This window comes from Alkalihalobacillus bogoriensis ATCC BAA-922 (assembly GCF_000621445.1).
Lineage (GTDB): Bacteria > Bacillota > Bacilli > Bacillales > Bacillaceae_F > Bacillus_AO > Bacillus_AO bogoriense.
On sequence record NZ_JHYI01000010.1, the window covers coordinates 253,909 to 277,617 of the forward strand.

The window sequence follows — 23,709 nt, forward strand, 5'->3', positions numbered from 1 at the left end:
TTATGAATTACTTTTATTATACCACCTTTTCTCTAAAAATTTGATTGGTAATGTTTTTATATTCAAACAAATCAATAACGAAAATGGACATATTTTAAGCGATATAAAAATATAAATCTTTTGATAATGGTAAAAAGGAGTGTAATTACACAGTGCATATCGCTGATGGGGTATTAGATGTTTTTGTAGTTATTCCAACTACAATTGGAGCAATTGGTTTATTAGCTTATTCGTTAAAAGGGACAAAAGAAGAGGAAATTCCTAAAATTAGTTTATTAACGGGGGCTTTTTTCGTCTCTTCCCTTATCAATATCCCTATTGGGCCAACGTCCATTCATCCTGTTTTAGGTGGTTTTTTAGGATTAGTCTTAGGAAGACGAGCACCGATTGGTATTTTTATTGGCCTTATTTTGCAGGCTGTTTTATTTCAACATGGGGGTGTAACAACATTAGGAGCAAATATGTTACTAATGTCTATGCCGGCGTTACTTATTTACTGGGCCAATACGTGGACAAAAAAATGGTCCTATTTTGTTAAAGGTTTTACGGCTGGTTTTTTCGCTATATGTAGCGGTATGTTATTGTTAATCCTATTATTACTCCTTTCTGACGAGCGGTATAGCATGGGCACGTTTTCTGTTATACATTTTGTTTTTATAGCCTATTTCCCATTAGCCATTTTTGAAGGTGTATTAACAGGATTTGCAGTAAAACATTTACATTCAATGAGGCCAAGTTTATTTGAAGAAAAGGAATCGTAAATCATGATGATATAAAGGGGACATCTTTTATGACAAACGGATTAGAAAACTTACATCCATGGGTCGTTAATTGGGAATCAAGAACAAAGCTTGTGACGGGTCTAATTTTTATCTTTGGTGTCATAAGCTTACAACAACTTTCCATTGTTTGTCTCTCCTTCTTATTTTCATTTTTATTAACCGTATTTTTCAAAATTCCCTTTGTTACGTTATGTAAACGTTATTTAATAATTACTCCATTTTTACTGTTGATGACGATACCACTTCTTTTTACTTCAAGTAATATTTCATCAAACGACAATTTCATTTTTGCCTTCACTATTATCGCGAAGGCCTTTACTTCAATGACAATTATCACGTTAATTTTAGAAACTCAAACATTAGAACAGTTTATGAATAGTCTTTCCCACTTAAAAATACCAACTGTCTTAATTACAGTGCTTATTCTTTCATACCGTTATGTGTTCTTGTTCCTTGATGATATTCAAAAGATGCAGTTAGCAGCTAAATCCCGCTTTTTTTCTGGCGGTATTCGTCTAAAGAGCTTAAAGACGTACGGTCAGCTTACAGGTAGCTTGTTAACAAAATCAATAGACCGGTCTGAGCATGTGTATGAAGCTATGGCTTCTCGAAGTTTTAATGGAAAATTACATGTTGGACCGTGCAAAAGACCAACAAAAACAGATGTTATAAAAGGAGCTTTCATGATTTTATTTCTCATTGCTTTGTTTGTGTTAGAAAGACTTTCGCTTTTTTCAGTTTAATTTAGACTTAAACTACCACCAGTTACCACACTTACTGGTTGCTTGAAGTCGTTGACGAACTAGACAATCCTTCTGTGTTCCCACCGTGTAGATAAAAAAACAAATCTAACTTTTGCGGTCAGAGAAGCCGTTATTTGTGAATATTATACTTGTTTCCGTTTTTTAGCGGCCACAGAATCCCTTATTAATGCAAAAGCCACTCTATTCTTTCAAAATTTCACTTCTAGACCAAACTTTCTTATCTTTAAAGAAAGAAAGCTACACTACATGCAGCTTTCTTTCCACCTATTGAATATGTTGCCCAGAAGGTCCACCAAACTTTTCTGCTGCATGAGTGCCATTTTTAGGATGTGGATGTGTATAATCTTGAGATGGCCAATGCGTAATATTTGGTTGTTTATAATAAACCACTTCGTCATCAACATAAGCACAAACATTCCCTTTTGAATTCTGTACTTTCATCCCTCCTACAGACAACTTATCATCTAATCCAATAATTGCTGGTATAGTAATGTGTGTATCTGCAGGTATGTGTGAAACATTGAGAACATGTTTGTTCACTTTTTTTAATACCTCCACTTGAACATTATATTTTTTTGCAATCGCAAGTAACGATTCTCCTTCTTTCGTAACATACAGTCTCATTTTTATTCCTCCTATAAAGTGTCTTTTATACACTATAATCCTATTCAAAAAAGCAATTACTGCTATTAAAATCTTCTATTTATTTTCTTTTCTTGTACAGTCACCTATTACAATTTTAGACATACGATACTCATATGTTCGATATGGTTACAGTATTAGTATTGGAGGCTTGCAAAGGAATGTTTACGCATATGAACAATATTTTTGGAATTAGAGTGAACCAGGCATCGAATAATACGTCTATGAATATGGGGAATGCCCTTCATAAGGGTCATCAAGCCAATACAAAATCAAATGGTGGCTATAATCAAGCGGGTGATGCTAACTTTTCCCCATTACAATTTAATAATGCCAATTTAACCAATGACCCAGATGTAGCAGATCAAGCTCAAGCTCAAGTATAAAAACGAAACAAGTTATATTGGAGCAGGACTGTCTTTTTTACACACTCCTGTTTCTTTATTTTTATACATAGGTCTATAAGAGTGTCATCCCATTCTAAATCGCATAGGGTACAGTAAAGGGTAGAATGAGTAGGAGGTATTTTCGTGACACACGTTAATAATATATTTGGGATCCGCATTAACAACGCTTCTAACAATGCCTCGTTAAACTTTGGAAACGTATTGCATAAAGGACATCAAGCAAACGTTAAAATGAATGTTGGGTATGCACAAGCTGGGGATGCTAATTTTTCACCTTTGCAGTTCAATAATGCCAATTTAACAAACGACCCAGATGTTAAAGACCAAACGCAAACACAAGTATAGATGTAATGAAAGGTGGGAATATCGGGTGCAAATTAATATAAAAAATATACGTATCAACTCTATTAGTACGATAGGCTCTCTAAACATTGGAAAAACAGTGTTTGCTGATAACCGTGCCACAACAGCACAATTCCCAAAACCTTATTATGAAGAGAATGAACCAGAAGAAAATGAAGGGAATGAAACTGATATGGCATTCCCTTTCGACCCACCATTGGTTGAATTACCGTCTGAGTAAATACGGGTTTAATAAAAAAACATAAGGAGTGAGAACCGTTGTATTACAGTCACCCCTATTACCAACAGTCTTATCCAACAGACCCTTATTACAATTCAACCAATAACGCAAGCCCATATTATCAAAACGAATACCAATATTTTCAACCTACCAATCAAAATGAATCAGATGATGAGCAACAAGATATATACACTGATGAAGACATGAATTCCATAAATGCAACCGTTAATCCAGCTTTTAAGAAAACACAACCAGCCGGGCTTGAATTATTAGAACAACTGACAAAACAAATCGTTGCTTTAAACGAGAAAATAGAAAAAATTGAAAAAGAGAATGAGCAACTAAAAGAAAAAGTTGAAAATATAAATCCGATTACAATCGAAAATATAAATTATAAAATACAAGAACTAACTGTCGAAGAACTATCAGGGAACCTCATGATAGGTATGACCGCGTTAGGAGAAGTAGACGATTTAAAGAAATTAATCCATGATAAAGAAAATATAAAATTTAACGACATTGATACGGAAAATACAAATCAGGAAATGGAAAACATGGAGTTTGGGGATGAATTATAGTTCCGAAACTCCTTCTTTGTCTACCATCATTCGATAAAGGACACGAAGGGCTTCTTGTTCATTTAATGGCAGTGGAGTAATATTTAACATCCGAAATAGTCTTGCAATCGTTGGCAAGTGTAATTTTGCTTCCCTAATACACTCTTCCTTGATTAGTAAATCTGGACCTCCTGTAGCTAGAAGCTTCCCATCTTTCATTAAAATGATCATATCTGCCCATGAAGCAGCAAAATCGACGTCGTGGGTTGATAACAAAATCGTTTTGCCCATAAAATTTAACCCTTGTAACAAGGCTGCTATTTCATCTTTCCCTTGTGGATCTAAATAGGACATCGGTTCATCTAATATAACAATATCTGGTTTCATAGCGAGGATACCTGCAATGGCGACTCTTTTTTTTTGCCCATAACTTAAATGAAATGGTGGCTTTTCTTTAAATTCCAACATACCAACTGAGCCAAGTGATGCCCGACTTACATCTTCGATTTCCTCTTCAGACATACCTAAATTTCTAGGACCAAACTGGACATCCTCGATGACTGTACTCGAAAATACTTGATCGTCTGGATCTTGAAAAACGAGCCCTACCTTTTTTCGAATTTCCCTAAGATTTTTTTTTGTTAACGGTAAGCCCATAATATTCACTTCACCCGACTGAGGTAATTTCAAACCATTTAAATGGTGAAGAAAGGTTGACTTCCCTGCCCCGTTTGGTCCCAACAATGCTACTTTGGCTCCTACTGGAATGGTTATACTCAACTCATTCAGTGCTTTTGTACCATCTTGATATTGAAACGTAAGGTTTTGAATCTCAATTGCTTTCATGTAAACCTCCTTTAGAAAGAATGGCCGGACAAAACCGACCATTCTTACCTGTTTATGCGAACTTTTTGCCGATTTTGCCGGCATCAACCATTGTCGCTAATACATCCGCTATAATTCTTGTCGCTAATAAAGCTGTTTTGTCACTAATATCATAAGGCGGAGATACTTCTACAACCTCTAATCCACAAATTCCTTCACGTGCAATTAAATCTAAGAACTTTAGTCCTTCACGAGGTGTGAAACCACCAGGCTCAGGCCATCCTGTCCCAGGAACAAACCCTGCATCAAAACTATCGATATCGACACTTAAGTAAACAGCACTTGCACCTTTCCACGCTTTTTCTAATGCAATTTCAGCAACTTTTTCGATTCCGAGTCTTTCAATATCCATAATCGAAATTGCGGTTGTATTGAATTTTCTCACATTTTTAACCGCTTCTCTTGGAACTTGCCACCCACCAATACCAACTTGAACTAAATTTTCGGGCGGAGCATTCGGAATATTTGTTGCATGAAACCATGGGGTCGTATGCATTCGTTCATCCATATCTTTTTCTTGTAAGTCTAAATGGCGATCCATATGAATGATACCGACTTTCCCTTCGACATTTTCTGCAATCGCACGAAGGCAAGGATATCCGATTGCATGGTCGCCGCCCAACATTACTGGTAATGTTCCTTGTGAGAAAACATGAGAAACTGCTTTAAAAATTTGATCAAAGCTTTTTTCAATATTTGCGATTGTAAAAACATCACCAACGTCACACATGTTTAAAGACTCGACAAGGTCAACTCCTTTTTCATAACTGTAACTCGTGTAGAGCTTTGATATTCTCCGAATCGCTTCTGGTCCAAATCTTGCCCCGGCACGGTATGTTGTTCCAATATCAAACGGAACACCCATAAAGGCAACATCATATTCTCCGACTTTACGAACATCTTCTAGAAAAGGCGTTCTTAAAAATGTTGGGATTCCAGCATATGCTGGTCGTGGTTCTCTCGTAAATGTTGAAATTGTTCTGTCACCAATCGATGGAGCTGCCTCTAAACCATACTTTAATGACCTTTCCAATATCTTTTGGTTTTCAACCTCGGGGATTTTTGCTTCTTTTCTTGCTTGCTCTAACCCTAACAGATCATATTCTCTGTCACTTTCGAGAGCTTGCTTTTTTCTGAAACTTAACCCGTGGTCATCAAAAAAACCCAATCTATACCACCTCACTTCAACTTAGTTTAGAATGGAACGTTCTCATTTGTTTTACAGACCATCCCACCTTATCTATATTCGAAGATATCCCTCATATTACAGCCATATTTTAATAATGAATGTCCTATTTTTACCTAAAAAAAAGACCAGCTTAAGAATCAGAGCTGGTCTTATCTAAGTCTCTCACTTTAATTTTATTCTTTAGTTGCTCTGGTCGTATGAGTCGGTGTAAATGAATAAATAACTGACCACGTTTAAAAAATGCTTCTACTTTATCATCCCGGACAGGATATGGGAGTTCAACCGTTCTTTTTACAGGACCTTGATAAATTTCTTGATGTAATAATCGATATCCATTGTAATCAATGTGCATCGTCCCTCTAATTTCCAATGTTTTTTCGTATACATAAATATCAACATCTTCTAGTTTTAATCCGGGTAACGTAAAAATACATAAAAGTTCATGTCCTGATTCATAAATGTCCATATTCACATTTGTATTTGTACTGCTTTCAATATCCATATTTTCAAAGCTCGAAAAGAAATCTTCTCCAAGAAAATGTGGAAGTGATTTTTTCCAATTATTTGGCCAATATTTATTCATATATATCCCTCCATCACATGTTATCTACCGTATAGTATGACACTTCTTTTGTACCGGTGATTTACTAACTCAATTTCCATTGATAGGTATAAACCCTGTCAAAACGATAAAGGTTTTCATACAGTATGGTAGAATTATATTGGAGGAGATTTTATGTTTTCCCGCACAAACCAGCCAAACTTTACCCCAACTCAAATGATGGGATTCAATCCGTTTGAATATGGCTTGCAACAACTCCCTCTCCACAGTCCGTTTTTTTCTAACTTTTTTAAACCGAACGCAACACAACATCAATTTTCACATCAACAGCTACCCCACTCGTTTCAAATGAATAATCCATTTGCAGAAAATTTCATGAACGAAAGTACAATGCAACTAAAGAATCCCTTTGTTTCTTCTTTTTTTCAACCGACACAGCCTAATCCACAACAGAAACCGAGCTCTACCCAAACGAAACCACAATCATGGATGACAAATGGAACTTTTGATTTCACTAAAATGGGACCTGGTATGGAACAGGCACTCGGCATCTATCATCAAGTGAAACCGATGTGGAATGCAATAAACGACATTTTCAATTAAATTAGTTTGAATGATTTATTAGGTAAAACCAAAAAGCCAATCGATGACATACAAATCATCGATTGGCTCGCAAAACTGCGCGCTTACTCTTCCGTTCCGTTTTCTTCATTTTCCTCTTCATTTGGACATCCAAAAGTAAACTCATCGCCAATAACTATTTCTCCCGTATCAATTTTCTGATTGGCTTGGTGTCCCTTATGAATGGTTGGACCATAATTGATCGATGCACCATGGGAGATATTATTGATTGTAAGATTTCGAATCATAGTCGAATGTCCTTTTTTCTTCAATCTCATCCCTCCTAAACATTAACTACTAGTATAGTATGGGAGAAAGGACAACCTTGTATAGATTACTATCATTCTTTTCATGAAAATAGGTATGTTTTTAATGATGAGCTAAAAATTCTAACTCATACAACTCATCAATATGTGCAATCCCTACAATTTCAATTGATAAGTCATAGTGTTCTTTCACAAATAACGCAAACTCAAGATTTTCAGCAGGACATAAAAACACCTCAGCCCCGTAAAATGAAGCTTGTGGTATTTTTTGTATTAAACCACCGACAGGATGAACAACCCCGTTTTCATCCACTGCTCCAGTAACGGCAATTTTCTGAGAAACATCAATCAGATTTCTTTTTTCTAAAATCGCTACTGCTAAGGCTAAGCCACCACTATCACCATACACATTTCTATTCATAAAGTCTTGGTAAAATGGATAATTTTGAATGTCTTCACCAAAGTAAATAATGAGATTTTGACCGGATTTCGAAAATGGATCGAGTTTAAAGCTTGCTACAATATCTTGATAACTATAATAGCTTTTCGCATAGAGATAAGAACGTTTGCTCACAAGAGTTATTTGTGTTCCATCGTTTTCGATAACTTCTAAGTCACTTGCTAGCTCATACAAATCATCTATTTTTCCATATGTACTCAACGTACTTACAGATAATAGTCGTTCATCTTCATCAACATACTTGGCCATTTCATCGTCAAAAAAAGAAAGTTTTGCATGATTATTTTTGTACATTTGCTCTTCAGAACCAGCCCATAACATAACAATTAGTACAGGGAATAAAACTAAGTATTCCAAAAACCCTATTTGTAATCTTCTTGGTAAATAGTGTACATATAACGGGTAGCTTAATAAGATGATAGCAATAAAAACGATAAAGTAGTTTACATACCCAGTCGTCAAAAAAAACAAAAATGATCCACTTAAAATCAATAATATCTCGAAAACAATGAACAAAATAGCTAGAAAAATAATCAAGAGAATATTCACCAACTTCAACATGAGGACTATTATTCACTTACATTAAAAATCATTTCTCGCACTTCTCCAGAATCTGTATCTTGGACCCAGGTATGAATAGAGGTTAGCGTCTCTAATGGTTGCCTTCCTCCAATATACACTCTCTCAACTTGGTTTGGCTTCAAGATTTCCCTTCCAGAAGTATATTCAACAGTATCATTATTATATCTAAGTGTTATCACTTCGGAATGTAAAAACCTTTGTTTTTTGAATTCACTAAGAGGACTTGAAGATTCTTCTTCATTAAGCTTTTCTAGAGGATAACCAAATTCAATTTCAAACTCATTCCGATTTATCACCTCATAAAATAATTGAAAGCCATATTCATTTGAGTTGTACTCAGTAAGGCTGACTTCCACATTGTCAAACGGAATAGGAAGATTTTCAAGTCGTTGTTGTTGCTCATCTATTTTTGAATTTTCTTCTTCAGAACATTGGACAGCAGCCATAATAAAAAAACTGATAACAAACAGTAAAACAAGTCTCGAGAATAATAGTTTAACATTTTTCTTTTTTCTCTTTGTAAGCTTTGGTGGGCGTCTTGTTTTATCATTTGCCGCTAAACCTGTATTCCCATTCATTTTTAATTTCGGTCTATCTTTTGAACCAACTCCTGTTTTTCCTGAACTCTCTTTTCTGTAATGCTTTGGATAACTTGGAATTGTTTTTGTTTCATCTTCTTTTTTTTGAAAAATCGTAGACTGATAAGTTGAACTTTCCTTTTTTGCAAATCGAAAGCTTGCCTTTGGCTTCATGTCGTCATGTGTTAATTTAGGGCAAGTCATATTTACCCCTCTTGCGATTAAACTAGCTGCACGATCAAACGTTAAAAATATAACTAATTCGTTTATTTTCTCTTGGATATGTAATCCTGTAGCGATTATTTTATCATCATTGCTATCTTCCAATTGTAATTCTTCCAATTTAGCGATTCGAGGTGGATTTTCGACATGTAAATTGGAATCAGTAATGAAGTGGATTGCTTTTCTTACTTTATATGCTCGGTCTTTAATTTCTTGAGTTGAATTTTCATTTGATGATTTCAATCCATCTAGTTCTTTTACAACAATACTACTTACGATGATATCCTTAGGCTGTAATGTTTGTAGATACTCAAGACCATCAATAAAAAAATTCGTATCAGGTATTACTTTGATTTTTTGTTGTCGTATTTCATCAAGTTGAAGGTCCCTGTTATTGTCCATTGTTTTCCTCTTTCTATACAGATTGGAGTGGCATGCCAATATTACGAGCTATAATTCTAGCGCCTTTATCATTTGTTAAAAACAACATCGGAATTCGTTGTTCTTTTAGTGCATATAAATATGAACCAATGATTCTATCATCTGAATTAGAATTAGTTAAGTTGTTTCTCATTAGGTAAGTGGAAGATGGGATATCTAATAAATCTAACCTATTTTCTTGTTGATATAATTCGATAATATCAAAGGCAATTTGAGCATGATTTCGTACAGATGGTAATTTGTTTTTCTTAAGTCCTTCTAACTCTTTAAAAACTTGTTTGCTAATAAATAAATGGACATTACTGTCATAAAAAGCAGCAATTAATGTTAGAGCTTGGTGCATTAATATATTCGTATCTGGGGCAAAACCTATTCCTCTTTCAATATAGGGCACAAGTAATTTATACTTTCTAACAGCCACTTCTTGCATTGAGTTTCGGTGAAGACGTTCACGAACTCGATTACTTGTCAAATTCGAATAGACAGCAGAAATGACCGTAGGAGCTACAAATAACATCATGATCACACCATCTTCTAAAATTGTCCCGATAAACATTAAAGAGAAGTAGAATCCTAAATGAAAGATAAGAAATATAAGTCCAATCTTATACTGGCGAAGATAAAATTGACCTGACCCAACGACAAGAATATTTAACCAAATAGACGTTGATTTATTAACTGAATATGGTTTATTAACATAGAAATAATAACTTAACAACAATGCTGAAAGAACATAAATAATGGCAACGCTATGTGCACCCATACCAAGTTTGTCTAGTAAAAAATGCAGTAATATCATTAAAATCAATGTACATCCCCCTTCCTATTAAAAATTTTGATTATTTTGACTTTGATCATCGTGGTCTTGGTTGATTCCAAGCCCCCGATCCATTCCATGATAGCTTTCATCGATGACAACATCTGTGCCAGGATTTGTATATGGGTCAAAATAATCAACCTCATCGTAATCCGTTGATGTGCTTCTATGCTTTTCAACTTTATGTAAGTCTTTTAACATAACCGCATAAAAATCACCCATTCTGTCATCTGCTTGGTATATCGTTTCAGTCCAATAATCATTTTTCTCCGGAAAAATACTTTTCACATCTGTTTTAATTGCACTTTTTCTTTTCCCTGCAATAAAAGTCCCGATTAATGCACCAACCAATCCACCAATCAATATAAATGGCAAGTAATCCATTTCTTTAGTCCCTCCTTTTTATTTCGTAAATAAAAATATTATAGCCTTATTATCCTATTTTGTCATTATGTTAAAAGTATTTTATTGAAAAATTTACACTAAAGTATTTTATATTTTAAAGATGTATATAAGGCTATATTTTCACCTTGTATAAGCTTTTTTTCTAGTTATACAATTTTACCCAACACATTTTTCGACATTTTTCACCTTTTTTATAGTAAACTATAATAAAATGATAAATTTAAAGTAAAGAAGGGGAAACGATGTCTCAAGCGAATTTATCTATGAGGCTAATTTACATTAGCATTTTAATCACTTCCTTTGTTATGGTTTTTCTAGGTTTTCGGATTTACTCCGTTGTTACGATTTCGGAAGATGATATGTTTGCACATAACTATCATTCAATCGGAATAATTACTTCTGATAATATTCATGATCAAAGCTGGGGAAGTTTAGCCTTTGAAGGGAAATTACTAATTGAAGACAAGTTTCCAGTAAAAGTTGACTTAATTAGTGAGAGAGAAAATGAACAACAAAAGAAAGCTGCTACTCAACAACTTATTGATGAGGAAAAATCGTTGATTATTGGTCATGGTCGTGAGTTCTCACCTATATTTACAGAGTTTGCTCCAAATCATCCAGAGATTCATTTTGTTACCTTAAATGGGGAGTCTACGTATTCTAATCAATCGGTTATTTCTTCTCACCCACTATCTCATATGTACATGGTAGGGATGATTTCTTCCTATATGACAAAAACAAATAAAATTGGCATTATTCACCCAAACGAAACAACAGGAGAAATTGGGTTCAAGATGTCGATTGCTGAGCATAATCCTAATGCAATTATTTATAATCGTGTTGTTGAAGCTCGAGATGCCGAAAAAGAAGCTGCCATATTAGCTAAAGAAATGATCGAAGCGGGTGTTGATGTCATTTTCACATGTGGAAATGCATATAACCGAGCTGTTATTAGTGAAGCGAAAGCCGCTGATGTGTATGTAATCGGCTATATTGATGACCAATCTTACATGGCAAAAGACCATGTTATAACGAGTTTAATTATTGATATACCAAAGAAATATGAAAATATTGTCACACAATTTTTATCAGAAAATGGTATTCCTTCAGGAAATATTGTTTATGATTTTAAAGATGACATCTATCGTATTGCTCCATTTGGACAAATGGTCCCTGAAGAAGTAAAGAATAATGTTCTCGATAAAATTGCACAGTATAATCAAGGAAAGTATAAAATCGAATTTCCTGAAGAGTAAGTAATATGGAGGCCCTAACAGCTATGTTTCAACGATTTTTTACCTTATCTTTTCGAAACAAAATATTATTTAGCTTTCTACTGTTAGTGTGCTTATTAAGTGGTGTTTCTTTGCTGTTCGTCCATACGATTGATAATGTTGGTGGACTAAGTGATGGTATTGAGCAAGAAGCCATCCCAGAATTTGTCTGGATTAAAGAACTACAAGAAGAGGCGTTTATTCGCCGTTATGCTCTTGAGCAGTTTCTTTTGCGTGAAGAGAGGGATTTATTAGAGTATTATTTTCATAACGAGATAACAACTGCGCTTGAACAAACTGACCTCCCCTCATCGTTAAAAGAGATTGACACAGCATTTGCAGAATTAAATTTTATTTACTTAAATAAAGTCGAAGGACTATTAAAATACAACAACATTCCAGTTGCTAAACAAGTCATTGAAGACGAACTTCTTCCACGTTTACTTATCATTGAGCAAGAATTAAATACATTAGAAAATGATACCATTTATTCTATTACAACAAACTCAAATAATATTTCGATGATGATTAAGCAATCGCTAATTTTCTTATTGGTTTCCACGTGTATTGCCATCATTTTATCGATTATTCTTGCTTACCGAATTAGCCAAGATTTGACTAAACCAATGGAAAAACTACTTGACCAAGTAGAATCCATTTCAAAAGGACAATACGGTTTAGAAGTTGATGTGGTCGAACAATATGATCTCCATAAATTAACAACATCAATAAATAAAATGTCGATAAGCCTCGAAGAATCCTTTACTACTTTAATTAAAGAGAAACTCGTTCGAGAGCAGATATTGTCCTCATTACCAATTGGGATTATTTCCGTAGAAGGCAATGAAGAAGATATTCAAATCAATGATATGGCTACAGTTGTCATTGAAAGGCAAAAAGAAGAAATCAAACGTTTAATTAAATCAAAAGGGGCATTTCCAGATAATCTCGAATTTTGGAATTGGTTTTTTTCAAAAGAATACTTTCAAACTAGAAAAACAACTTTTACTACACGACATGCAAAAAAGAAACTACTTGTATCACAAACGGCACTAATCAATGAAACTGAAAATGTAATTGGACGAATATTTCATTTTATTGACATTTCAGAAATTGATAAATTAGAGGAGCGAATTCACCGCTCTGAGAAGTTAGCTTTGCTTGGAGAAGTTGCCGCAGGAGCCGCCCATGAAATACGCAATCCATTGGCCGTTATTCATGGATTTATTAATATGATGAATGACAGTATTTCTAATGAAAATCGAACCAAATATCATCTTCCACTTTTATTAAAGGAATTAGAGCGAATTAATCAAATCGTAGGAAATTTATTATTATTAGTTAAGCCAGGTAAACCGAATTTTCGACCGTTCGAACTTAAAGAAGTTTTAGATGACATTCTCCCTATTATTAAAGGAACATGTCCTAGTGGCATTACAATCGATTTGAAAATTGACTCGTATAAAATTTTTATTGATTATGACCAAATGAAACAAGTGTTTTATAATTTAATTCGAAATAGTATTCAAGCTATTGGATTACATGGTCAAATTTCCATTTATAGTGAAAAAGCTCCTCATAACATGATTTATATTTATATTAAAGACAGCGGTCCTGGCATCGACCCAGAAATTCACGAACAAATATTCGAACCTTTTATAAGCTCAAAAGAAGATGGCACAGGGCTTGGCCTAACGATTATTCAACGAATTATCACAAATCACTATGGTAAAATCGACCTAATCGAATCGACGAATAATGGGACAACATTTCGATTAACATTACCACTTCATGAAAAATAGCGCTGGTTTAAACAGCGCTATTTCTTTTACGGTTTTACAGAATATTTACTGTGATTTATGACTGTTCTCGCAGGTAGTCCGTTTTTCTCTCTTCGTTCTAATTCAACGACAACTGAATTCGTATACACCGCGATTACTTTTCCATCTTTTCCTTGTTCCGTTCCCTTAATAATAGAGACGATATCCCCGATTTGGACTTCAGACATCATTGGTTGTTCTTCTGACATAAGCTCCCCCTTTATTTACGGCTGCTTCATTTCTTTTGTACCTTCAGGTGTTACAACTTCTTGTTTCCGTTTGTCTTCTTTTGTTCCATAATCAATATTGGTTAGTTTGCCCGTATCCTTTGGTTGATATTGCTTTTCTTTCGCCATTTTTATTTCACTCCTTTTGCTCAATATTCCTACAAGGTTATACTGCCCAATATGAAATATCCTAATGTGAAAATGTGCAATGGCAAAAACTAGACATTCATTTTTAAAATAACTTTAATTGTTCGTATTTAAATTCCTCAAAATTACTTAGTCTTACTCCAAATAGAGTAACTGGTATTTCAAAAAGAAATTGTTCGTATAGCTGCTCCACCATTTTTATAATCGTATCTTGGTTACATGTAGATTCATTAATTGTAATATTTTTTGTATGACTTCGATCTGTTCGGTGCAATTTATATACAATAGAAATCGTTTTAGCACGAAGTTTTTTTTGCTCTAAAAGGGAAATCAAAGTTGAAACCATCGATTGTGCTACACTTATAATTTGCTCATAATCGGCTGTTGGTTCACTGAAAGTTTTCTCTTTCCCGATCGTTTTTTCTCCTTTTTCTCTTTTCGAATTCACTTTATTGGAAGAGATTCCATTTGCGGCACGCTGAATAAGTTCTCCACGACGACCTAAAAGCATTTTTAAATGAATTGGGTCAGCAAAAGCTAGATCACCGATTGTTTGGATCCCATGCTTTTGTAATTTTTCCTCCGTTTTTTTACCACATCCATGTAATACATGAATAGGCTGTGGGTGAAAATAACTACAAAACTGTATTTGTTCCATCATTGTAATACCAAAAGGCTTTTTTACATCAGCAGCCATTTTTGCAATAATGCGATTTTCGCCAATTCCGATGGATGACGGTATTTTTAACTTTTTCCATAACGTTTGTTGGATATACAGCGCTATTTGTAACGCGCTTTTCCGTTGTTGGATATGATGAGTAATATCAACATAAGCTTCATCGATCGATGCCACTTCAGTATCGCCAATTAGACGTAAAAATTCCATGATTTTTTGAGAGTATTCCTGGTATAGGGGATGGTCTCGTTGGACGATAATTGCATTAGGACATTTTTTTACAGCTTCAAAAACGGTCATTGTTGTATAAACACCTTTGTTTTTTGCTTCATAGCTAGCAGCAATAACCATTCCTTTTCTTTTGTTTGTTGGCGAACCCCCGACAATAACTGGTTTATTAAGAAGAGAAGGGTCTTTGCTTTGGTGACAGCTAGCAAAAAAAGAGTTCATATCTGCTAAAAGAATCGTTCTCTCGTTCACTTTCCCCTTCTCCTCTCTCAATTATTTATACGATACCCCACTGACGCAAATCAAGAGATCGTACTCCATAAATAATATACGGGTCTTGTTCTGCTAGTAGCTTCGCTTCATCATAATTATCAGCTATGTATATAACTAAACCTCCTGAACCATCTAAGAATGGTCCCTTTTTATACACTTTCCCTTCTTTTTCTAGTTGTTTTAAAAATTCTAAGTGTTGAGGGCGATACAAATCGTTTAATTCTTTTTGTTTCATTTCTAAAATAGCAGCAAAATAAGCCATATCATTTCTCCTTTTATCCTATCTCGTTTTCTCTCTATATTTTATCATACCAAATCTCGATCCAACTACTATTTGCTCCGACATGTTTACATAATATAATTATAAGAACTTGTTAAAAGCACATGTTACAACATCACGAAACATTGTCGTTCGACTTATCGTTCCCTTTGTTAATACTCCAATGGCTCCTTGTTTTTTTGAAATCTCTTTTCCACCCGTCCAATTATCCATAATTGTTCCTAACTCATAACCTTCTTTTATCAATATAGCGATTTTTTCAGGCAATAGAATTCGGACGCCTCCCCCAATATTTTGTTCCCCAGCTTTATTTACGACGGCACCCCAATTACAAAGAAACATCCCGTACGTTGTTTCTTGTACGCCACCTTCTAACCCAATAGCATAGTCAAATGGACCCGATTCCATCACTTTTTTCGCTCGATTTAATGCCCCTTCAATAGTTTCTTCATCTGTTAAAGGTTGAGGTGAAACACCTGAGGGAACTTCCATTCCTTTTACGGTGCAAGAGAATTGATATTGAGTAAATGCTTGTTCAACTGCATTACATTTAGTTGGGTTAGTAGAGCCAACACCAATAGTGAGCATAATAAATATCCCTCTTTTCAATATCATAAAATTATACTCATTATAAACGATTTAGAGTAAAATAAGGAAAGATTATAACGGAAGGACGAAACAAACAGATGAATTATAAAATGATAGTACTTGATATGGATGATACTCTATTACAAGATGATCATACGATTTCAGAACGCACGAAAAATGCTTTAATGCAAGTGCAAGATTCCGGGGTTAAAGTCGTTTTAGCTTCAGGACGTCCAACATACGGTATGAAAGAAATGGCCGAAGAGTTAATGCTAGCTCATCATAACAGCTTTATTTTATCATTTAATGGAGCTAAGATAATTGATTGGAATTCGAAAAAAGAATTGTATAGTAGTTCTCTTTCTGCAGACACCGTACATTCTTTATATCGCTTAAGTAAGCGTGAAAATGTTTGGATTCACACTTATATTGAAGATACAATTGTTACTGAACAACTCAATCCTTATAGTGAAATCGAAAGCAAACTAACAGGACTTCCATTACTTGAAGTACCAAGCTTTATTAATGCAGTTCAACAACCAGTTGTTAAAGTGTTAATGATTGAAAACCCAGAGAAACTAGTAAATGTTGAATCAACATTAAAAAAGGAATTGGCAGGACAGTTAACGGTTCTCCGTTCAAAGCCCTATTTCTTAGAATTTACTGAATCAGGTGTAACAAAAGGGGCTAGCCTAAAACAGTTAATTGAATCTTTAGGCATTAAGCAAGAAGAAGTAATGGCGTTCGGCGATAGCTATAATGACTTGACGATGATAGAATTTGCTGGCTTAGGCGTTGCGATGGGCAATGCAACACCTGAAGTGAAAGAAAAAGCCAATTACATAACGGATTCAAATATGAATGATGGCGTCGCCAAAGTTATCGAAAAATTTTTTAACGTATAAATGAATAAATTTAAAAATATGAGGTCACTTGTTTAGTATAAGCAGATGACCTCATGTTTTTTAGTGAAATAACTCACCCTCCTGCTCATCACCAACACTTCTCCTTTTCAGGATTTTTCTATGTCATGACATAAAGCCCTTTTAATTTACGCTAATTTTAGGATAAAATAAAAGGAACGAAACCGGTTTAGTAAAGTAGGAGGCTGTCGATGGACAAAGAATTTGTTTTAGGTTTAGATATTGGGACGACAAGTGCAAAAGCTGTATTGTTTCAACGAGATGGTCAAGTTGTTGCAGAACAAGAACAGTGCTATCCAACTTACCATGAAAAAATCGACTGGGCAGAACAAAATCCCGATGAAATCGAAAGAGCTTGTCGCTTTGTCATTCAAGCCTTAATTAAAAAAAGTAAAATTCCAGTTTCCCGATGGATATGTGGTGGTATTTCTGCCGCAATGCATTCTCTCATTTGTGTGAATGAGGAAATCGAGGCCCTCTCCCCGGCGATGATTTGGGCAGACCGGCGTAGCATGTCACAAGCGTATCAACTAACAATTTCTCACTCCCACCTTTATGATAAAACAGGGACTCCCCTGCATCCGATGTCTCCTTTAGCAAAATTAATGTGGTTAAAAGAAAACAAGCTTGAGACTTTTCAACAAACTGCTTATTTCATTTCTATCAAGGAATATATCATTTATAAATGGTTTGGTGAAAAAGTCATCGACTATTCCATTGCATCTGCTACTGGATTATTCAACATTCATACTTTTTGTTGGGAAGAGGAATCACTAAAGCTAGCAGGTATTTCATCACACCAATTATTTACTCTTGTTGATCCAACTTTTGTTTTACATAACTTTCGTCCAGAAGTTGCAAAAAACATAATGCTCCCCGCTGGTTTTCGCTTTGTGCTTGGAGCAAGTGATGGGCCACTAGCAAACCTTGGAATTGGAGCCATTCATACAAACGATGTTGCAATTACTATTGGAACGAGCGGGGCCATCCGTCGATTCACTTCTACCCCCGATATAGAATCTCAAAAACAAACATTTTGTTATGCGTTTACAAAAGATTTATGGATCGTTGGTGGGCCAACAAACAATGGAGGAAACGTATTGGAGTGGATGAAAGCTTTTTTCGACCACAAATATACTCATGAACAACTTTTGGTTGACGCTAGTAAATCTTCAATTGGAGCCAATGGGTTACTTTGCTTACCTTATCTTCACGGTGAGCGTGCTCCTTTATGGGATGCAAATGCAAAAGGCACATTTATAGGAATAAATCCAACACATACACGGCATGACTTTGTTCGCTCAGCTTTAGAAGGTGTTATTTTTTCCTTATATCATGTAGCAGACTCTATGTTACCTTCTGATGAACAAACCATAACTTCACTTTATGCAAGTGGTGGATTTGCAAGGTCACCATTATGGTTACAAATTGTTGCCGATGTATTTTCTAAGGAGGTAATCGTACCAAAATCGCATCAAAGCTCAGCATGGGGAGCTGCTTGGCTAGCATTATATGCTCTAGATGAAGTTTCATCTTTACAACATATAAAACCACATATCCCTATTGAGCAAACAATTTACCCGAATAAAAAAAATCATAAAGCATACGAACAGCTTTTCTCGATTTATCAATCTTTGGCTGTCACGTTACGTTACACGTTTGATGACATAACAAAATTTCAACAATTAAGAGAGGAAGTGGATGAAGATGACTGAATTACAATTCCCAAAGGATTTTTTATGGGGCGCAGCAACCGCAGCTTATCAAATTGAAGGGGCTTGGAATGAAGACGGAAGAGGATTATCAATCTGGGATACATTTTGTCATACACCTGGAAAATCGCTTAATGGTGATAATGGTGATGTAGCTTGTGATAGCTACCATCGTTATGAAGAAGATATTCAATTATTAAAAGACTTAAGAGTGAATTCATACCGTTTTTCAATCTCTTGGCCACGAATATATCCAAATGGCAAAGGCGAAGTGAATCAACTTGGGCTTGATCATTATAAAATGTTCGTTAAGAAATTACTTGATAATGGAATTGAACCTTTGTGTACGTTGTACCACTGGGATTTGCCTCAAGCGCTACAAGACGAAGGTGGCTGGGCAAATCGGAACACGACCGACGCGTTTGTTCAATATGCTGAAACGATGTTTACAGAGTTTAATGGTCTAATAAAAAAATGGATTACATTTAACGAGCCCTGGTGTATAGCAATCGTTGGAAACTATGTAGGACGCCATGCTCCTGGAAATACTGATTTACAGGAAGCATTACAGGTTGGACACCATGTTATGCTTGCCCACGGGAAAACTGTGAAAAAATTTAGAGAACTTGGAGTTGACGGAGAAATCGGATATGCTCCAGATTTATATTGGTATACTCCTTATAGTGCCAAACAAGAAGACGTAGATGCCGCAACACGAGCAACTTATGGATACGGTTGGTTTACGGACCCGATTTTTAAAGGGGCATACCCACAGATAATGACAGAATGGTATAAAAATAAAGGCGCTATTGTGGACATCCAACCGGGAGATATGGAAACAATAAGCCAACCCATTGATTTTTTAGGGATTAATTACTATAGCGGTGGTGTTGTAAAAGCTCGCTCAAACTTTGGATTATTAGATTACGAACCTGTTGACATTGGCTATGAAAAAACAGATCGAGACTGGTTTATTTACCCTGAGGGACTATATGAAATTTTAATGTGGGTAACAAAAGATTACGGACCGATCCCTATTTACATTACAGAAAATGGCGCAGCATATGATGACGTCGTTGAAAATGGACGTGTACACGATCAGCGGAGAATCAGATTTATGAAACATCACATCATCCAACTCCATAGAGCTATTGAGTCAGACATTCCATTAAAAGGCTATCTTCCATGGTCTCTTATGGATAACCTTGAGTGGGCGAATGGATTCTCTCTTCGCTTTGGACTAACCTACGTAAATTTCGAAACGTTAGAGCGAACAAAAAAAGATAGTTTCTTTTGGTATCGTGACGTAGTAAAACAAAATAAAATGTCTTTATAAAAAACAAGGACTACTAGATCGTCTCCACCTAGTAGTCCTAAACCATTTGATACGATAAGTTAATCGACACAGAATATCTCATATCCATCATTTATAACTTGTTGTAATATCCATCCCAATGACCCCAATTATTTTCCCGTTGTCATCTAGGAAAGCTTTGGCTAATGTAATACAAGGCTGCTTTGTAATGGCAGATATATAGCTTGGTGAAATAAAAACATCTCCTTTTATCGACTCGATAAACCACTCTCTCTTTTGGCGTTAAACAATCCTGCAGCAGGCTTAGAGTAGATAAAGGACCCATCCAATTTGTTAGACCAAATGGCCTCAATTACTTTATGTTCTTTATATATACGTTCTAATATTTCCTGATGGTGACTGAAGTCTATCACTTTCTCATCATTAATAACTAATTCTAATATTTGAATTATCGATTCCGTTATCGATGTTTCTATTTTATTTTCTTGCACCACACCCATGCGTTGAATCGACTTTCCAAGCGTATTCGATGTTTCTTGCAAAGCTTCACTAATCGAATGAATATGTTGAACTTGTGTATGTTGCAAATACATGTCGTTTACTATTTTTTCCACGAATGCCAATGTATCATGTACACTATCTACAACAATTTCAAGATTTGAACTTGCTTCTGAAGTCATAACGGATTGTTGCTTACTATCTTCTTCCGTCTGTAAAACCATTCCATGTAAAGCATTTATTTTCGAAAAAATGATTTCAATTTTATGATTGATTTCATCTACTTCTTTCATTCCTTGTAAAACGGCTCCTTTTTCCTGCTCAACAGAAGTTACAACTTCACTTGCTCCATGTTCGATCGCCAGTAAAATATCTGAAGACCTTTTCACCGCATTGTTACTTTCGTCTGCTAATTTTTTTATCTCCTTTGCTACGACGGAAAAACCTCTACCATGCTCCCCAGCTCTAGCCGCCTCAATCGAAGCATTTAAAGACAATAATGATGTTTGCGTAACGATTTCTTTAATAAACTGATTTACTTCCTCTACTTTTGTCGTTTGTTCTGCTAGTTCTTTAATCTTTTTCTCCATTGAGACATTATAATTTCTTAAACTAGTCATAACCTCAGTTGTATTTGTAACTAAGCTTCGAACATCGCTAATCAGTAGTTTTGATTCATTGCTTTGCTCACTCATGAGAATGGACAAACTCTTTATTTGGTCAGCACTTGCAGAAACTTGTTGCAATCCAGCAAATGCTTCTTGAATTTGTTCTAATGATTGTTCACTGGAATGTTTTAATGTATCTCCTTCTTCAGTAGAGTGAGTAGCAATATCTTCTAACCTTTTTACGGCGATATAAACTTCTTCCACCGCGCCAATTAACTGATCTGCAACAACTTGGCTTTCATTTATAAAAGTATGTAAATCTTTAAGATTACATGGTTGCTTCTCAATCGGCTGTTTTATATTTGACTGTAACCTTTTAAATATAACTTTACCTAAGTTTGTCATGACCCCGATACACTCCCAAAAAGTTTTTCTTTTAGCCTATCATTTATACCGGTAAATTCGACCTATATTGATAGGTAATCTTACATGGTAAATAACTGCCCTTGTATATTCTGCCTAATCTGTCATACTATAAATAGTAAGAATTAAATTCAGTTACAAAGGATGAGATGTATGGAGAAGAAATCAAAAGGTTACGCAGCCCAGTTGTTTATCATTGTAAAACAGGCAAAAAAGAAGGGAATTTCTTATGAGGATGCTACGAGTCAATTAATGGCTTCTAATCCAATCTTAGAAAAGTCAGCTAAAAATACGACTAGTATTAAAAATATTCTCGAAAAATTCGTTGAATTAGGGAAAATGAACAAAACTCGTTCAGGAAATTACCAGCTTTCTAAATAAACTTCATACTTCATCATACGGGAACGAAAAACAATTTCGTTCCTTTTTTTAAAGATAAGAAAGATAAAATTTTTGGTCTAGCAGCGAAGCTTTGAAAGCCTTTTAAGAAGAGCACTTATGGTTCACTATCAAAAGCGGTCATGGTTCCGCACTTCGCTTGAAAGAAAAGACCTCCGCATTTTTCTTACTTACCATACGACTTTCACTCTTTTAGATATTTGCCTATTTCCAATTGGGATAGGCTCCACAAAGCTAGGCTAATAATACGATATCTTATCTTAACAGAAAAGAGTGATAGTTATGTATAACAATAAATGTAAATGTGGAAATCAAACACAAGCTCCAGTAGGAATGGCTGGTACAAAGCAAGGCCCTCTAGGCAAACAACCGATGAAGCAACCATGTTCAACTGGTTCTCCTCAACATATGGGGCATCATCAAATGATGGACCATCATAATATGTTTGGTATGGAAATGAATCCGATGGGATATCCTATGGCCCAACCAATGCACCCTTTCATGGGCCACCAATATATGCCGCACGGTCACATGGGCCAAATGATGCCACAAGCTTCATTTGGCCAGCCACACATGCATATGCCTATGCACCAACAAATGGGGCCAACACAACAGCCGACGACTCCTTTTGCACAACATTCCCCAATGGCCCAACCGATGCACCAACAGTTAGCTGGTCACCAAACTCCTATGCATCATTCTCAAATGATGGGGAAACCTTTACCTCATTCACATTTAGGTACTCCGACACAACATACAATGTCACACGATGTCGGCACAGGGTTTTCATATCCTGAAGAACAATTTGGAACAGGGCAAGGATACTTTGGACCTAATTTTTAATTAAGAAAACCGAGAAAGCGTCTTTTCGCTTTTCTAGAATAAGCTTTCAAAGCAAAGAAGAACACTTACATAGATAAGTGTTCTTCTTCTACCTTCATTTTAAAACGCTTGAATTTACACTACCATTTAATTAACATGAATATAAGCGATCATTGGTCCATTGTCGTCAGTTGAGGCATGAGTGACACAGATTAAACGGTAAACACCAGCCTCGGTAAAGTGAAGGTCAATGATGGTTTCTTCCCCTTTTTTGACTGTGCCTTGGATGTCAGTACCTTCGATAATAAAAGGATGTTCTTTTCCATTTACACCGAAAATACTTAATTTCACTTTTTCATCTTTTGGAATAGTAATGGTTCCTGGATCCCAGCGATATGATTCAATTTCTCTACCATCTTCTGTTGTCGTTTTAAACTCTCCAGTTACCATGTTAATAACATATTCCTTTGTAGGATTGGCCACCGTTTGCATAGGCTCTGTTTTTAAAAAAAAGAGACTACTGAGAGCAGCTAACGTAACTAAACCTAATAATACCCAGTTTTTGTTAATCACCCATAATCTCACTCAAATTCCCCCTCTATCCTTTTCGTTACTTCATCATATGCGAGAAAGAGAAAGAACTTGTCTAAAACATAAGACAAGGGTCATGAAAATATTTGAATAAACTAGAATAAAATGTATAGAACTAGACATAGTAATAACGAGCTTTTAA

Annotated in this window: 31 protein-coding genes; 14 read left to right on the plus strand and 17 right to left on the minus strand. The window is 35.3% G+C overall.

The window, feature by feature from the left end; genetic code table 11:
• Positions 1 to 152: 152 nt before the first annotated feature.
• Both T323_RS0103475 and cbiQ read left to right on the plus strand, forming a co-directional pair.
• A complete protein-coding gene (locus T323_RS0103475) occupies positions 153 to 761 on the plus strand; it encodes a CbiM family transporter (RefSeq protein WP_026672035.1) in 609 nt (202 codons plus the stop codon).
• Positions 762 to 790: 29 nt separating this feature from the next.
• Positions 791 to 1,525 (plus strand): cobalt ECF transporter T component CbiQ, encoded by a 735-nt coding sequence (gene cbiQ / locus T323_RS0103480; RefSeq protein ID WP_026672036.1) that lies wholly within the window; start codon positions 791 to 793, stop codon positions 1,523 to 1,525.
• A gap of 285 nt (positions 1,526 to 1,810) precedes the next feature.
• Here cbiQ and T323_RS0103485 read toward each other — a convergent pair whose 3' ends face one another.
• The gene (locus T323_RS0103485; protein ID WP_026672037.1) at positions 1,811 to 2,170 is read right to left on the minus strand and encodes a LysM peptidoglycan-binding domain-containing protein; all 360 of its coding nucleotides are present in this window, start codon (positions 2,168 to 2,170) and stop codon (positions 1,811 to 1,813) included.
• A 179-nt stretch (positions 2,171 to 2,349) separates the two neighbouring features.
• Here T323_RS0103485 and T323_RS0103490 point away from each other — a divergent pair, with 179 nt between their 5' ends.
• The 4 genes from T323_RS0103490 (at position 2,350) to gerPC (ending at position 3,756) form a co-directional block, all read left to right on the plus strand.
• On the plus strand, positions 2,350 to 2,574 hold the full coding sequence (locus T323_RS0103490) for a spore germination protein (RefSeq protein WP_026672038.1): 225 nt from the start codon (positions 2,350 to 2,352) through the stop codon (positions 2,572 to 2,574).
• Between the two features lie 144 nt (positions 2,575 to 2,718).
• Positions 2,719 to 2,940 (plus strand): spore germination protein, encoded by a 222-nt coding sequence (locus T323_RS0103495; RefSeq protein ID WP_026672039.1) that lies wholly within the window; start codon positions 2,719 to 2,721, stop codon positions 2,938 to 2,940.
• Positions 2,941 to 2,965: 25 nt separating this feature from the next.
• The gene (locus T323_RS0103500; protein WP_026672040.1) at positions 2,966 to 3,178 is read left to right on the plus strand and encodes a hypothetical protein; all 213 of its coding nucleotides are present in this window, start codon (positions 2,966 to 2,968) and stop codon (positions 3,176 to 3,178) included.
• Positions 3,179 to 3,216: 38 nt separating this feature from the next.
• On the plus strand, positions 3,217 to 3,756 hold the full coding sequence (gene gerPC / locus T323_RS0103505) for a spore germination protein GerPC (RefSeq protein ID WP_026672041.1): 540 nt from the start codon (positions 3,217 to 3,219) through the stop codon (positions 3,754 to 3,756).
• Here the strand turns inward: gerPC and T323_RS0103510 are convergent.
• The 3 genes from T323_RS0103510 to T323_RS0103520 form a co-directional block, all read right to left on the minus strand.
• Complete coding sequence (locus T323_RS0103510) at positions 3,751 to 4,581, minus strand: ATP-binding cassette domain-containing protein (protein WP_026672042.1); 831 nt, start codon at positions 4,579 to 4,581, stop codon at positions 3,751 to 3,753. The genes gerPC and T323_RS0103510 overlap by 6 nt on opposite strands.
• Positions 4,582 to 4,633: 52 nt before the next feature.
• Positions 4,634 to 5,788, minus strand: a complete 1,155-nt coding sequence (locus tag T323_RS0103515) for an agmatinase family protein (RefSeq protein ID WP_084309065.1) — start codon at positions 5,786 to 5,788, stop codon at positions 4,634 to 4,636.
• 151 nt (positions 5,789 to 5,939) lie between these two features.
• Positions 5,940 to 6,392 (minus strand): Hsp20/alpha crystallin family protein, encoded by a 453-nt coding sequence (locus tag T323_RS0103520; RefSeq protein ID WP_026672044.1) that lies wholly within the window; start codon positions 6,390 to 6,392, stop codon positions 5,940 to 5,942.
• Positions 6,393 to 6,545: 153 nt separating this feature from the next.
• Between T323_RS0103520 and T323_RS0103525 the strand changes: the two genes are divergently transcribed.
• Complete coding sequence (locus T323_RS0103525) at positions 6,546 to 6,974, plus strand: hypothetical protein (protein ID WP_026672045.1); 429 nt, start codon at positions 6,546 to 6,548, stop codon at positions 6,972 to 6,974.
• An 83-nt stretch (positions 6,975 to 7,057) separates the two neighbouring features.
• Here T323_RS0103525 and T323_RS25865 read toward each other — a convergent pair whose 3' ends face one another.
• The 5 genes from T323_RS25865 to T323_RS0103550 form a co-directional block, all read right to left on the minus strand.
• Positions 7,058 to 7,264, minus strand: a complete 207-nt coding sequence (locus tag T323_RS25865; protein WP_035177507.1) for a hypothetical protein — start codon at positions 7,262 to 7,264, stop codon at positions 7,058 to 7,060.
• Between the two features lie 97 nt (positions 7,265 to 7,361).
• Entirely contained in the window at positions 7,362 to 8,189 is an 828-nt protein-coding gene (locus tag T323_RS0103535; protein WP_169737868.1) for a S16 family serine protease, read from the minus strand.
• 98 nt (positions 8,190 to 8,287) lie between these two features.
• A complete protein-coding gene (locus T323_RS0103540; protein WP_026672047.1) occupies positions 8,288 to 9,502 on the minus strand; it encodes a PIN domain-containing protein in 1,215 nt (404 codons plus the stop codon).
• A gap of 13 nt (positions 9,503 to 9,515) precedes the next feature.
• Positions 9,516 to 10,340, minus strand: coding sequence for a PIN domain-containing protein (locus T323_RS0103545; RefSeq protein ID WP_245613680.1), 825 nt, complete (start codon positions 10,338 to 10,340; stop codon positions 9,516 to 9,518).
• 27 nt (positions 10,341 to 10,367) lie between these two features.
• On the minus strand, positions 10,368 to 10,742 hold the full coding sequence (locus T323_RS0103550; RefSeq protein ID WP_026672049.1) for a hypothetical protein: 375 nt from the start codon (positions 10,740 to 10,742) through the stop codon (positions 10,368 to 10,370).
• Positions 10,743 to 11,005: 263 nt separating this feature from the next.
• Between T323_RS0103550 and T323_RS25870 the strand changes: the two genes are divergently transcribed.
• Both T323_RS25870 and T323_RS0103560 read left to right on the plus strand, forming a co-directional pair.
• Positions 11,006 to 12,019, plus strand: coding sequence for a BMP family ABC transporter substrate-binding protein (locus tag T323_RS25870; protein ID WP_051556339.1), 1,014 nt, complete (start codon positions 11,006 to 11,008; stop codon positions 12,017 to 12,019).
• A gap of 23 nt (positions 12,020 to 12,042) precedes the next feature.
• Entirely contained in the window at positions 12,043 to 13,839 is a 1,797-nt protein-coding gene (locus T323_RS0103560) for an ATP-binding protein (RefSeq protein ID WP_026672050.1), read from the plus strand.
• Between the two features lie 26 nt (positions 13,840 to 13,865).
• On the opposite strand, the gene T323_RS0103565 is transcribed toward T323_RS0103560, so the two are convergent.
• From T323_RS0103565 to yjjX, 5 genes are all read right to left on the minus strand, one after another.
• The gene (locus T323_RS0103565; RefSeq protein WP_035177509.1) at positions 13,866 to 14,066 is read right to left on the minus strand and encodes a DUF2187 family protein; all 201 of its coding nucleotides are present in this window, start codon (positions 14,064 to 14,066) and stop codon (positions 13,866 to 13,868) included.
• Positions 14,067 to 14,081: 15 nt separating this feature from the next.
• Positions 14,082 to 14,213 (minus strand): hypothetical protein, encoded by a 132-nt coding sequence (locus tag T323_RS29490; protein ID WP_281175705.1) that lies wholly within the window; start codon positions 14,211 to 14,213, stop codon positions 14,082 to 14,084.
• 103 nt (positions 14,214 to 14,316) lie between these two features.
• On the minus strand, positions 14,317 to 15,387 hold the full coding sequence (locus T323_RS25875; protein WP_051556341.1) for a Y-family DNA polymerase: 1,071 nt from the start codon (positions 15,385 to 15,387) through the stop codon (positions 14,317 to 14,319).
• A gap of 25 nt (positions 15,388 to 15,412) precedes the next feature.
• Positions 15,413 to 15,670: a YciI family protein gene (locus T323_RS0103580; RefSeq protein ID WP_026672052.1), complete on the minus strand. Its 258-nt coding sequence runs from the start codon at positions 15,668 to 15,670 to the stop codon at positions 15,413 to 15,415.
• A 99-nt stretch (positions 15,671 to 15,769) separates the two neighbouring features.
• A complete protein-coding gene (gene yjjX, locus T323_RS0103585; protein WP_245613675.1) occupies positions 15,770 to 16,303 on the minus strand; it encodes an inosine/xanthosine triphosphatase in 534 nt (177 codons plus the stop codon).
• A 71-nt stretch (positions 16,304 to 16,374) separates the two neighbouring features.
• Here yjjX and T323_RS0103590 point away from each other — a divergent pair, with 71 nt between their 5' ends.
• The 3 genes from T323_RS0103590 (at position 16,375) to T323_RS0103600 (ending at position 20,247) form a co-directional block, all read left to right on the plus strand.
• The gene (locus tag T323_RS0103590) at positions 16,375 to 17,181 is read left to right on the plus strand and encodes a Cof-type HAD-IIB family hydrolase (RefSeq protein ID WP_026672054.1); all 807 of its coding nucleotides are present in this window, start codon (positions 16,375 to 16,377) and stop codon (positions 17,179 to 17,181) included.
• 209 nt (positions 17,182 to 17,390) lie between these two features.
• The gene (locus T323_RS25880) at positions 17,391 to 18,914 is read left to right on the plus strand and encodes a gluconokinase (RefSeq protein ID WP_035177511.1); all 1,524 of its coding nucleotides are present in this window, start codon (positions 17,391 to 17,393) and stop codon (positions 18,912 to 18,914) included.
• Positions 18,907 to 20,247 (plus strand): GH1 family beta-glucosidase, encoded by a 1,341-nt coding sequence (locus tag T323_RS0103600; RefSeq protein ID WP_026672055.1) that lies wholly within the window; start codon positions 18,907 to 18,909, stop codon positions 20,245 to 20,247. Before T323_RS25880 ends, T323_RS0103600 begins: the two co-directional genes overlap by 8 nt.
• An 87-nt stretch (positions 20,248 to 20,334) precedes the next feature.
• Here the strand turns inward: T323_RS0103600 and T323_RS29720 are convergent, their stop codons facing one another.
• Both T323_RS29720 and T323_RS0103605 read right to left on the minus strand, forming a co-directional pair.
• Entirely contained in the window at positions 20,335 to 20,487 is a 153-nt protein-coding gene (locus tag T323_RS29720; protein ID WP_373279320.1) for a PDC sensor domain-containing protein, read from the minus strand.
• Positions 20,475 to 21,737: a methyl-accepting chemotaxis protein gene (locus T323_RS0103605; protein ID WP_026672056.1), complete on the minus strand. Its 1,263-nt coding sequence runs from the start codon at positions 21,735 to 21,737 to the stop codon at positions 20,475 to 20,477. Before T323_RS0103605 ends, T323_RS29720 begins: the two co-directional genes overlap by 13 nt.
• 171 nt (positions 21,738 to 21,908) lie before the next feature.
• Here T323_RS0103605 and T323_RS0103610 point away from each other — a divergent pair, with 171 nt between their 5' ends.
• Together T323_RS0103610 and T323_RS0103615 are read left to right on the plus strand one after the other, a co-directional pair.
• The gene (locus T323_RS0103610; RefSeq protein ID WP_026672057.1) at positions 21,909 to 22,136 is read left to right on the plus strand and encodes a hypothetical protein; all 228 of its coding nucleotides are present in this window, start codon (positions 21,909 to 21,911) and stop codon (positions 22,134 to 22,136) included.
• Between the two features lie 300 nt (positions 22,137 to 22,436).
• On the plus strand, positions 22,437 to 22,997 hold the full coding sequence (locus T323_RS0103615; protein ID WP_026672058.1) for a hypothetical protein: 561 nt from the start codon (positions 22,437 to 22,439) through the stop codon (positions 22,995 to 22,997).
• A gap of 126 nt (positions 22,998 to 23,123) precedes the next feature.
• Here T323_RS0103615 and T323_RS0103620 read toward each other — a convergent pair whose 3' ends face one another.
• Positions 23,124 to 23,561: a cupredoxin domain-containing protein gene (locus tag T323_RS0103620; protein WP_026672059.1), complete on the minus strand. Its 438-nt coding sequence runs from the start codon at positions 23,559 to 23,561 to the stop codon at positions 23,124 to 23,126.
• Positions 23,562 to 23,709 lie beyond the last annotated feature (148 nt).

Bases quoted from the DNA above. Each gene is read 5' to 3' on its own strand.
- cbiQ (WP_026672036.1), top strand. From the start codon at position 791: ATGACAAACGGATTAGAAAACTTACATCCATGGGTCGTTAATTGGGAA.
- T323_RS0103485 (WP_026672037.1), bottom strand. From the start codon at position 2,170: ATGAGACTGTATGTTACGAAAGAAGGAGAATCGTTACTTGCGATTGCA.
- T323_RS0103490 (WP_026672038.1), top strand. From the start codon at position 2,350: ATGTTTACGCATATGAACAATATTTTTGGAATTAGAGTGAACCAGGCA.
- T323_RS0103510 (WP_026672042.1), bottom strand. From the start codon at position 4,581: ATGAAAGCAATTGAGATTCAAAACCTTACGTTTCAATATCAAGATGGT.
- T323_RS0103520 (WP_026672044.1), bottom strand. From the start codon at position 6,392: ATGAATAAATATTGGCCAAATAATTGGAAAAAATCACTTCCACATTTT.
- T323_RS0103525 (WP_026672045.1), top strand. From the start codon at position 6,546: ATGTTTTCCCGCACAAACCAGCCAAACTTTACCCCAACTCAAATGATG.
- T323_RS0103540 (WP_026672047.1), bottom strand. From the start codon at position 9,502: ATGGACAATAACAGGGACCTTCAACTTGATGAAATACGACAACAAAAA.
- T323_RS0103545 (WP_245613680.1), bottom strand. From the start codon at position 10,340: ATGATATTACTGCATTTTTTACTAGACAAACTTGGTATGGGTGCACAT.
- T323_RS0103550 (WP_026672049.1), bottom strand. From the start codon at position 10,742: ATGGATTACTTGCCATTTATATTGATTGGTGGATTGGTTGGTGCATTA.
- T323_RS25870 (WP_051556339.1), top strand. From the start codon at position 11,006: ATGTCTCAAGCGAATTTATCTATGAGGCTAATTTACATTAGCATTTTA.
- T323_RS0103560 (WP_026672050.1), top strand. From the start codon at position 12,043: ATGTTTCAACGATTTTTTACCTTATCTTTTCGAAACAAAATATTATTT.
- T323_RS0103565 (WP_035177509.1), bottom strand. From the start codon at position 14,066: ATGTCAGAAGAACAACCAATGATGTCTGAAGTCCAAATCGGGGATATC.
- T323_RS29490 (WP_281175705.1), bottom strand. From the start codon at position 14,213: ATGGCGAAAGAAAAGCAATATCAACCAAAGGATACGGGCAAACTAACC.
- T323_RS0103580 (WP_026672052.1), bottom strand. From the start codon at position 15,670: ATGGCTTATTTTGCTGCTATTTTAGAAATGAAACAAAAAGAATTAAAC.
- yjjX (WP_245613675.1), bottom strand. From the start codon at position 16,303: ATGATATTGAAAAGAGGGATATTTATTATGCTCACTATTGGTGTTGGC.
- T323_RS0103590 (WP_026672054.1), top strand. From the start codon at position 16,375: ATGAATTATAAAATGATAGTACTTGATATGGATGATACTCTATTACAA.
- T323_RS25880 (WP_035177511.1), top strand. From the start codon at position 17,391: ATGGACAAAGAATTTGTTTTAGGTTTAGATATTGGGACGACAAGTGCA.
- T323_RS0103600 (WP_026672055.1), top strand. From the start codon at position 18,907: ATGACTGAATTACAATTCCCAAAGGATTTTTTATGGGGCGCAGCAACC.
- T323_RS0103605 (WP_026672056.1), bottom strand. From the start codon at position 21,737: ATGACAAACTTAGGTAAAGTTATATTTAAAAGGTTACAGTCAAATATA.
- T323_RS0103610 (WP_026672057.1), top strand. From the start codon at position 21,909: ATGGAGAAGAAATCAAAAGGTTACGCAGCCCAGTTGTTTATCATTGTA.
- T323_RS0103615 (WP_026672058.1), top strand. From the start codon at position 22,437: ATGTATAACAATAAATGTAAATGTGGAAATCAAACACAAGCTCCAGTA.